Source organism: Mucilaginibacter sp. P4_G9 (assembly GCF_056400985.1).
In genome coordinates, this window is record NZ_JBFUKF010000192.1 from 1 (window position 1) to 10,097 (window position 10,097).

A 10,097-nucleotide genomic window follows, 5' to 3' on the forward strand; every position below is an offset into this window, starting at 1 on the left:
CTGCAACACCTCATCGGGCAAAACAACAATACTGCGTGCCGTTGCGGTACGATGAGTTACCTGCTTTGCAGATACATCAACCATTGATGGGTTGCCTTGTTTATCTATATGGGTTAACATTATAATTTTATCTGAACTCGAATTAAACGAATTTTTAGAATTTAAGAATTGCTTTGCAGACGGTAATTTATAATTGCGGAAATAATTCAGCAAATCCTATAAATTCCTGAAATTCCGGTTCAAACAAACTTCCATATCCTAAACACCTCTCCCTGCTTAAAACCATCCCTTTCCATAGGTAATTCTAAAAAAGCTTCGGTATCTGCTAAGTTAGCAAAATCGCCTGAACCATTTCCTTCTACAGGCGATGCTATTAATTGTCCCTGTAAATTACTGTTCAATTTCACCTGTAAATAATATTGCAAAGGGGGCTGAAACTTAAAATCCTTATCTAAAACAGCATAAACGGGCGATTGTTCTGCCAAACCTAAGGTTGCATTTAACCAGGTTAAAAAATACCGGTGCAGGCACATGAATGTGGCTACCGGGTTGCCGGGAAAGGCAAAAACCAGGGCTTTATCCTGGTACCTGCCAAACCAAAATGGCTTACCGGGGCGCTGTGCTACTTTATGAAAAATTTTCTCTGCCCGCAAATCTTCCAATGCCTGGGGGATATAATCAAATTTGCCCATAGAAATACCGCCGCTTAACAGCAGCACATCATAACTTAGCAGGCATTGCTGAATTTGTGCCTTCGTAATTTCAGGATCATCCGGGATGTGCAGAATATCCGGCTGCAGGCCATGCTGCTGCAAAACCGCTTTAACCGTGTAGCTGTTTGATTTACGGATCTGGTATGGCGAAGGCGTTTCATGTACATCTACCAGTTCATCTCCCGATGATATAATGACTACTTTGGGCATTTTTTTTACCAGCAAATGAGTTTTACCAACCGATGCAGCCAGGCTAATGATAGCCGGTGTAACCAACTGGCCCGATGCTGCCAATATCTCGTGCTGTTTTTTATCGGCGCCTTGTACATGGACATTTTGCCCTTGCTTAATCCCCTCCACTTTAATACTGGCTAACCCTGCCCTTATCTCCAGATCCTCATAACGGATAATCGTATTGACCGACGACGGCAAAACCGCCCCGGTCATGATCTCGATACACTCGTTTTGGTCGGTAATTTCAACAGGGCCATCGCCCGCGGCCTGGGTTGCCTTTATATGAAATGTGCTGATGCCATTTTCAACAGCCTGGTACACAATGGCAATGCCATCCATAGTTACCCGGTTAAAGGGCGGCAGGTCGCGGTCGGCCTTTATCGGTTCGGCTAAAACTTTACCCAGAGCCAGTTCAAAGGGTACAGTTTCATCACCATAATCTTTTATTTGGGCAAGTATTAGTTTCTCAGCTTGTTCAACAGTTGTCATAGTTTTAGCTAAAAGCTAAAGGCAGAAAGCCTAAAGCGTTTTCCTTGATCTCAGCAGTGTATAAATATAAGAGCCCTCATTGCATCGGCTTTCTGCTTTTAGCTTTTAGCCTTAAGCTTACTACCCCCCGATAGAGGCCATTGATTCATGAAGCCCGGGGTGTATCACGCGCGACTTCTCGGCTTCCCAGCCATCTGCAGCGCGGTTGCCAAAAGCATCCAGCAAAACCGATCGCAATTCATCATCGCTGGCACCGTTGCGTATCAAATCCTTAATATTAAGCCCGCCATCATCATATAAACAGGTTTTTAATTCGCCCTGCGGGGTTATCCTGATCCGGTTACAGGTACCACAAAACGTGCGCGAATAGGCTGCTATGATACCAATTGTACCTTTATGCCCCGGTATTTGATAATTATATGATGTGGAGTAAGCCGGATCGGTAAGTTTTTGGATCTGCGGAAATTTATTTTTAATCTCATCCAGTATGCGCACATAATCCCACTGCAAACCGGTATAAATGTGCCCATCGCCATTAAAAGGCATTTCTTCAATAAACCTTACACTTACGGGCAAATCTTTGGTCATTTCAACCAATGGAATAATATCCTGCGTGTTTTTGCCATCCATTACCACGGCGTTTATTTTAACCTCTATATCATGCTGCAGCAAAGCCTCTAAAGCGGCCATAACATTGGCAAATTCATCTCGGCGGGTAATAGTGAAAAAACGATTGGCGTCCAGCGTATCTAAACTAAGATTTACAGATCGTACGCCTATCTTTTTAAGTTCGGGCACAAAAGGTGCGGTTAAAACCCCATTTGTTGTAATACTCAGGTCCTGTAATCCATCCAATTGCGAAATTGACGTAAGCAGGGTCATAATATCCTTGCGTACAAATGGCTCGCCGCCGGTAATACGGATTTTTTGGATGCCCATTTTTACCAGCAGGGAACAAGTGTGCAACATTTCCTCGTAGCTCATCAGTTCCTTACGGGATAGCCAGTTGAGGCCATGCTCGGGCATGCAATAAAAACAGCGCAGATTGCACCTGTCGGTCACCGCAAGGCGAAGGTAATTGATGTTTCGGCCGTGATTATCTATTAACAAGTTATAAAATTTACAGTGTATACAATTTAATCAACAAATCTGTGGTTTTTAAGTTTAATGATGTTAATGTAAAAATAAAAATTACAAATTTGAACATTGTGGTTTAAATGTACTTTTTTATAGTTTAGACATGATAATATCAATTTGTAAAGCGGGAATCCGGCTTGCGCTCAGGGAAATCGCTTTTAAAATATTTAAAGGGTCAAACGCCAGAAAAATCTATTAAATGAAACTGTTTGGCACAGAATATTGGCAAATRGCGATGGGTTTGAAACCCATCGCTATGGTGAAAGTTTTAATTTAATTTTAAAAGCGATTGCTGGCTTGCGCCACGATATTCGCAAAATTTACCATATCACCCCGTGAAAGAATTAAAAGACATAGTAAACGCCTTTGATAAGGCTGATAAAAGCGGATTACAAACGGCTTTAGCCACCGTTGTGCATGTAGAAGGCTCATCATACCGCCGTGCCGGCGCCCGAATGCTGATTACCGAAGACGGGCAGCTTACGGGCGCCATAAGTGGTGGCTGCCTTGAAGGTGATGCCCTGCGTAAAGCCCGGCTGGTTATGGCCCAAAACAAGCCCATGCTGGTTACTTATGATACCACCGATGACGACGATGCCAAACTGGGCGTTGGTTTGGGTTGCAACGGCATTATCCATATACTGATTGAACCCATTTTTGCCGGTAAGCTGAATAATCCCATCCAATTTTTTAAGCAATTTTTAAGCAAACGCGAACCGGTTGTGCTTGTTACCCTTTTTACCATGAACAACAAGCAGGCTGCCCAACCCGGTACATGCCTGTTACTTGATAAAAACGAAGTGATAACAGGAGATTTTCCCGACGACGAGATCAAAGACGCGTTATTAGCCGATGCCAAAAATGTTTTGGTAAATGGCAACTCGGTAACCAAAACTTATTTATACGGCGATAAGTTCACCTGCTTTATTGAGTTGTTGCAGCCTGCGGTTTCGCTGATAATAGTTGGCGCAGGTAATGATGCCATCCCATTGATGCAAATAGCGGCGGCGTTGGGCTGGCAGATCTATATTGTTGATGGCCGGGTGAACTACGCCATTGCCGAAAGGTTCCCGCTTGCCAAAAAAATCATTGTTTCAAAACCGGAAAACGTGTTGCCGCAAATAATTATTGACGAACGTACATTAATTGTCCTCATGACACACAACTATAATTACGATCAATGCGTATTAAAGCAACTGCTGCCGCTCAGTCTCTCTTACATCGGGGTACTGGGACCAAAAAAACGCTTGCAAAGAATGTTGGATGAATTTGCCCAGGAGGGCGTAAAAATTACTCCAAAGCACTTAGAAAGCGTATTTGGACCGGCGGGTTTGGATATAGGATCAGAAAATGCCGATGAAATTGCGCTCTCCATCATTGCCGAAATGCAAGCGGTGCTAAAAAAAAGAGCAGGTACATCATTACGTTATAAAGCCAGTATCCATAACCGCGAACCGGAGCAGATTATACAGCAGCCTATGCACTAACAGTAATTAACAAACGCATGACCGGGATAATCATACTTGCCGCGGGCTCATCAAGCCGCTTTGGATCGCCAAAACAAAACCTTGTTTACCAGGGGAAAACATTATTACAAAGAGCTATACAAACGGCACTAACTTCTGCCAGTTGCGAAACTGTGCTGGTAGTACTGGGAGCCAATGAAGACGAGATTAGACCAAACATATCCGACCAACAGGTGAACATTGCTTATAATCCGCAATGGGAAGAAGGTATGGCTTCATCTATCAGGTTAGGGGTAGCAGAGCTGCAAAAGCTTGAACCCTTAACAACTTCAGCCATATTGATGCTATGCGATCAACCTTTTGTTGACTCCTGGCTTATTTACCAGTTAACAGAACGAAAAGCGGAAAACGATAGCGGTATTGTTGCATGTGAATACAAAAACACCTTTGGCGTACCCGCTTTATTTGATAAAAAGCACTTCGGCGAGCTGAAGAGTTTAACAGGGAACGAAGGCGCTAAAAAACTTATTGGTCTGTATCCCGACGATGTGGCAACAGTTCCCTTTGCCCTGGGAGCTATTGATATTGATACTATTGAAGATTACGAACGGTTGAATAACCGGGCTTGAGGGAGAAGTTCTGAGTCAGAAGTCTCAAGTCGGGAGTCCTGAGTCAGAATTAACCTACGACTTTAGACTTCTGACTCAAGGCTTCCGACTTAAGACTTAAAAACTTAGGCTGTTGCCACCAGCTTATTCACGCTCCTGTAAACATATTCGTTATAAATATGCCTGCGGGCAAATCTACCTGGCGAATCGGCATTGATCAGCTTTATATAAACCGCTTTTGGTACATCAAAATACTCATAGGCGTTACCATCTAAAAAAGTAATTTTTAATACCTGCGATTTGTATTCAAAATCGGCAATGTTTGATGACGAAGTTGTAAGTGTATATTCATTTAAACTCTGACCGCGGGTTTCTGGGGCAATGCTCACCAAAAAATGGTAGGCTTCAATAATGGTTTTGCTTTTCTCTTCAGCCTCAACCCTGCTCTCATCCTGGAATTTATCCGGATGCCAGGTTTTCATCATATTGCGGTAGTTGGTTTTTAATTCCTGCAGCTCGGCAGCTTCGTTTACGCCCAAAAGCTTCCTGTAGTCGACAATTTTTTTCATGCTATTAATTTTATTTATTGTCGTTGAAGCAGAAAGCATTGAAATTAAGCGCTTTGTTTTCAAGAAAATAATGGCGCAAAGTTACACTTTTTAAGCCATTATTTATAGGCCGGGTTACGAAATGATTTAAGAGATGTTCTGTTGTTAACATTTACTTAAAATGCAAAGCGGCAAATGTCGGATTTGCCCCTGGCAGAGGCGCATATTATGTATCCAGCTGTACGTGAGAACAACATAAACCCAGAAGACTTGCATGCGGGAGACTTTTGACTTAATAAGGGCAATGCCTGCGGCCCGGGCTATCCGTTTATACGCCTGCAAGGCCTTAAGCGTAAGGCCGGTATTTACTGCTATCTGTTGCGGGCTTTTGAATAAATAAAAAGCAGCCTGCATCGTTAGATGTTAACGGTTTGTAGCACCATTGCTGGGGGGCCACCTGCCGTAATGGCTTTTTTGCACCCAGATGAGCTAATAAAGATGATTGATTTAACGGAGTAATGGCAGCTTTATACAAGTACTATAACTATGTTTGACTTTGGTAAATGACTATCGTTGTGATAAATAATCCGGACACACTTGCGCCAGCTTGGAGAATGGTCTTCAAAAAGAAAAAGATAGAATTCAAACAATATTAAAAAGGCAGTAAATGAATAACACACATGATGATAGTTCTTTTATATCAAAACTTATCGAAGAGTTTCCCGAACTAAAAGAAGAAGTGATAGATGAAGATTATGCAGGACTAATATCATTACAAATAGGATGTTTTAGAAGATTTACACAACAGGCAATTGACCTCAATAATTTAGATTTGGTTAAAAAATGCTTTTTGTTTGTTGAAGTAAACTATGATATAGTAAATCCTGAAGTTAGAAATTCGCTTTATATTTCTTATATAGGTAAATTAAAAATGTCCATAGGAGGTGTGGTTGAGAAGATATTACCAGAAAGATTCAAACAAATAATTTCTGAGCTAAATACATATCACGCATCAATACCGAAGAATGAGAAACTTAATAAATTTTTAGAGGGTCTGTAAAATAAACTGTGTCAGCCCCTTAAACCTCTATAGTTCGCGATTGCTTCGAGCTTTATAATGAGATATATTACCCCTATCACTGCCTTACATTAGCTACAGAATCCTGCCACAGGCCTACAGAAGGATGTTTTGCTCCTCTGGAGCAAAAATGCATGGGTTGGTTGGATTCTACAAAGCTTTTACCCCTCTGGGGTAATCAAATTTGGGCATGTTCCGGGAGGATATGATTTCTGCAAATTTCTACAAAGCTTTTACCCTCCTGGGGTAATCAAATTTGGGCATGTTCCAGTGGAATGTAATTTCTGCTTTAACTATACCGGATATTTAAATTCAAAAATGTTCCAGAGGAACATAAGCTTTGTAGAAAAACCGCCCAACACCCTTATGCCCCAGAGGGGTATCACCCCACCTGCTATCGCCGATATTATTTGCCGCTGGAAGCCTTTTGTGGTTCAGGTGCCAATACCACACTGCCCGGTTTCAATCTGCATAGTTTCACAATTTCTCCGCTCCCCGCAATCACACATCTATCCCATTTACAAACACCTTCCTCAATACAACACAACCACATACCCCGACTTTACCGGACTGCCATCCTTTAAATCAATAATGTAATAGTAGGTACCAGCAGGTAGCAGCTTATTTTTATAGGTACCGTTCCAGGGCTGCTGGTAACCGATGGAGAAAAAAAGCCGCTGGCCGTAGCGGTTAAATACGTTTACGGTACAGGTGGTAAATTGGTCGAGGTACTGGATGTTCCATACATCGTTAACCCCGTCGTGATTAGGGGTAATGGCATTGGGGATTACGATATTGGCAGGCAATACCTTTACTGTTATGCTATCGGTGGCGGTACAGGTGTTTTGGGATTGTACCAGCAGTGTATATTTTGTTGTTACCGTTGGGGTGGCTATGGGCCTAAATATACTGGGGTTATCAAGGCCGGTGGCGGGGCTCCATTGCATGCTCAGGATATCGCCACTGACGGTGGCGTTTAGTTGGGTTTGGTCACCCTGGTGTATTGTTACATCAGGGCCTGCATCAACTGTGGCTTGCGGTAAAAGGGTTACGGTTAGGGCGTTACTGGTTGCTGTTGGAATTGTAACGCAGTGGAGATTGGGGGTCATCTGGCAGGTTACCACATCGCCATTAACCAGCGAACCGGTAGTAAAGGTGAGGCTGTTGGTGCCGGCGCTTGTGCCATTTACCAGCCACTGGTAAGTGGGCTCTTTGCCGGTGTTAATGGCCGAGGCTGTAAAGGTAATAGACGTGCCAGGGCATACATTGTTTACCGATTGGCTGATGCTTACCGAAGGCACCAGCGGAATGGTCATGCTTACATTGATACTACTGCTGCTGCAGCTTGCCACTCCATTGGTAGCCATTACGGTATAGGTAGTTGGCTGCGATGGATAAACGGTTATTTCGGGCGTGGTTTCGCCGGTTGACCATTTTAAACCCACTGGCGTTTTTTCGACTGTGGCTCCAAGGATAAAAATGCGTTGGCCATTGCCGCCGTGGTCGTTAATAACAATTCTATCGATGCGGGTTGGGCTTGGCATCTGGATGCGTACATTGTCCAGCCGGTTTTGCCTGTTGGGAGATAGCCAGGCATTTATAGTGCTTACGTTATTGATTTGGTTGGTGAACTGGGCGGCATTATAGTCGCGAATGTCCTGGTCGCCTATCAGGTCTTTTTTGTACACTTCGCTGCCATTTGCCCAAAAGCTTACGCTCACATAGGATGTCGGTCCGGGTACACCATAATAGGTATTGGCCAGCAGGTTGATGGCCACAACACCATCCTCGTTTACGGGGATGAACAATTTGCGCGGATCGGGACCGGTGGCATTGGTGGCGTTCCAGCCGGTATAGGTATTGCTCCAGGGGTACAGGATAAACGGTATGCCGTTAAAAGTGACGTTGCCCGTTGGGCAATTTACAAACTGCAGGCCAAAGGTATTGGTGGAGATGTTGAAGTTAAACTGGTTCGAAAAATCGACCGTTTTATATTTGGCATACGCTGCGCCGGTAACATCCGCCTGCAGCAGCAGGCCGCTATTGGGGCAAATGGCGGTATCATGCTGCACAATGGTTGGCGGCGACAGGATATTGATGGTAAGCATATTGCTGTTAACAGTTTCGCCGCCGCCCGAAGCCGTCATACGGCACATCACCATATCACCATCGGCAAGCGAAGTACTTGTAAAAGTATTTTGGTTAACACCGGCACCAACGCCATTCACCAGCCATTGATAAACAGGCGAAGCACCGCCATTAACAGCCGCCGCGGTAAACTTAATTGGCTCCCCCTTACATGCGCTTGTTGGCGATGAACTGATGGTTACCAGCGGCGTACTGGCGTTTGTTGCAAAACACAGGTTGGCAAACAGCAATAAGCCCACAATAAAATAATATTTTGCGTTAAACAGTTGCCTGGCGAGTTTCGATAATAATAAAGGGTTCATGAACGGCTGCCCGAAAGTTACGATAAAATTTGAGATGTAAGATTTGAGATTCCGGAAGAAAGGAATCGTACATGGATCCGTCTTTTTTTTGCAGGTAAAACAAAAAAGGTCCCGCCAAATGGCAAAACCTTTTTAAATATAAATGAAGCAAACGATTTATTTAACTACCGAAAACTTGAATAATGATTGTGTTTTGTAAACCTCACCCGGCTTCAACTCCGTTGAAGGGAATTGCGGCTGGTTTGGCGAATCGGGATAATGTTGTGTTTCCAATGCAAATGAGGTACGGAACTCATCTTTTATACCGCGTTTCATCACGTTTTTTGCCTGCATAAAGTTACCGCTATAAAACTGAATGCCAGGTTCTTCGGTATAAACTTCCATTTTAATACCGCTTTTATCGCCTATAACGGTAGCTATCGGTGTGGTGATATCATGCTTGTTTAGCACGTAGTTATGATCATAACCTTTGCCGTTTTTTAGCTGTTCATTATCATCATCTATCCTTATGCCAATGGTTTCGGGCTTGGTAAAATCAAAGGGGGTGCCTTTTACCGGTTCTATTTTACCGGTAGGGATCAATCCTGCATCAACCGGGATATAGTTATCGGCATCAACCTGCAGCAAATGGTTCAATATGGTACCGCTGCCTTCGCCGTTCAGGTTAAAAAACGCGTGGTTAGTTAGGTTAACAATGGTATTTTTATCGGTTTGGGCTTCGTAAACGCATTTAAATTCGTTATTATCAGTTAAGCTATAAATAACATTTATGGTTAGGTTACCAGGGTAACCYTCTTCCATATCTTTCGATAGATAACTTAACTCCAGGGTAGTGGAATCAATCAGTTTGGCGTCCCATACTACTTCCTGGTAACCCTGCTTACCACCATGCAATGTATTGGGCGGATTATTAATAGATGACTGGTATTCTATGCCATCTAATTTAAATTTCCCTTTGGCAATACGGTTGCCATAGCGGCCAATGGTAGCCCCGTAATAACGTTCTGTTGAATTTACAAAACCATCTACACTGTCAAACCCTAAAACAACATCGGTAAGTTTGCCGGTTTTATCGGGAACTAATAAACTAACAATACGGCCACCGTAATTGGTGAATGTGGCAGTTATTCCATTCTTGTTTTTAAGGGTATATAAATGGGTTTGTTTTCCATCGATTGTTTTTTCAAATGCATCAGCAGGAGTTTTGGTACTATCCGTCATATCGGTTGTTTTTTTTGATTGATGGTTGATTACAGGCTGCCAAAGATATGCAGGCAGGCAACATTATTAATGATAGATTTTTAAATAAATAATTCAAAAGCAGTTTTTTTTACCGTTAGTTTAAAATCAAGCAGTTTTTGCTTATTCCTTAAC

The 10,097-nt window shown here is 43.0% G+C and carries 8 protein-coding genes; 3 read left to right on the top strand and 5 right to left on the bottom strand.

Features of this window, described 5'->3' with window-relative positions; translation table 11 throughout:
* Nucleotides 1-239: 239 nt before the first annotated feature.
* Nucleotides 240-1,436 carry a molybdopterin molybdotransferase MoeA gene (locus AC1DPZ_RS16240; RefSeq protein ID WP_477405226.1) on the bottom strand — a complete coding sequence of 399 codons (1,197 nt, stop codon included), beginning with the start codon at nucleotides 1,434-1,436 and terminating at the stop codon, nucleotides 240-242.
* 120 nt (nucleotides 1,437-1,556) lie between these two features.
* Nucleotides 1,557-2,546: a GTP 3',8-cyclase MoaA gene (moaA, locus tag AC1DPZ_RS16245; RefSeq protein WP_477405228.1), complete on the bottom strand. Its 990-nt coding sequence runs from the start codon at nucleotides 2,544-2,546 to the stop codon at nucleotides 1,557-1,559.
* A gap of 362 nt (nucleotides 2,547-2,908) precedes the next feature.
* Between moaA and AC1DPZ_RS16250 the strand changes: the two genes are divergently transcribed.
* Together AC1DPZ_RS16250 and AC1DPZ_RS16255 are read left to right on the top strand one after the other, a co-directional pair.
* Nucleotides 2,909-4,060 (top strand): XdhC family protein, encoded by a 1,152-nt coding sequence (locus AC1DPZ_RS16250; protein WP_477405230.1) that lies wholly within the window; start codon nucleotides 2,909-2,911, stop codon nucleotides 4,058-4,060.
* 17 nt (nucleotides 4,061-4,077) lie between these two features.
* On the top strand, nucleotides 4,078-4,668 hold the full coding sequence (locus AC1DPZ_RS16255; protein ID WP_477405232.1) for a nucleotidyltransferase family protein: 591 nt from the start codon (nucleotides 4,078-4,080) through the stop codon (nucleotides 4,666-4,668).
* Nucleotides 4,669-4,772: 104 nt separating this feature from the next.
* Here AC1DPZ_RS16255 and AC1DPZ_RS16260 read toward each other — a convergent pair whose 3' ends face one another.
* Nucleotides 4,773-5,216 (bottom strand): KTSC domain-containing protein, encoded by a 444-nt coding sequence (locus AC1DPZ_RS16260; RefSeq protein ID WP_477405234.1) that lies wholly within the window; start codon nucleotides 5,214-5,216, stop codon nucleotides 4,773-4,775.
* A gap of 646 nt (nucleotides 5,217-5,862) precedes the next feature.
* Here AC1DPZ_RS16260 and AC1DPZ_RS16265 point away from each other — a divergent pair.
* Nucleotides 5,863-6,255 (top strand): DUF7674 family protein, encoded by a 393-nt coding sequence (locus AC1DPZ_RS16265; RefSeq protein ID WP_477405236.1) that lies wholly within the window; start codon nucleotides 5,863-5,865, stop codon nucleotides 6,253-6,255.
* A gap of 551 nt (nucleotides 6,256-6,806) precedes the next feature.
* On the opposite strand, the gene AC1DPZ_RS16270 is transcribed toward AC1DPZ_RS16265, so the two are convergent.
* Nucleotides 6,807-8,723 (bottom strand): gliding motility-associated C-terminal domain-containing protein, encoded by a 1,917-nt coding sequence (locus AC1DPZ_RS16270; RefSeq protein WP_477405238.1) that lies wholly within the window; start codon nucleotides 8,721-8,723, stop codon nucleotides 6,807-6,809.
* 156 nt (nucleotides 8,724-8,879) lie between these two features.
* On the bottom strand, nucleotides 8,880-9,944 hold the full coding sequence (locus tag AC1DPZ_RS16275; protein WP_477405240.1) for an aldose epimerase family protein: 1,065 nt from the start codon (nucleotides 9,942-9,944) through the stop codon (nucleotides 8,880-8,882).
* Nucleotides 9,945-10,097: the final 153 nt, after the last annotated feature.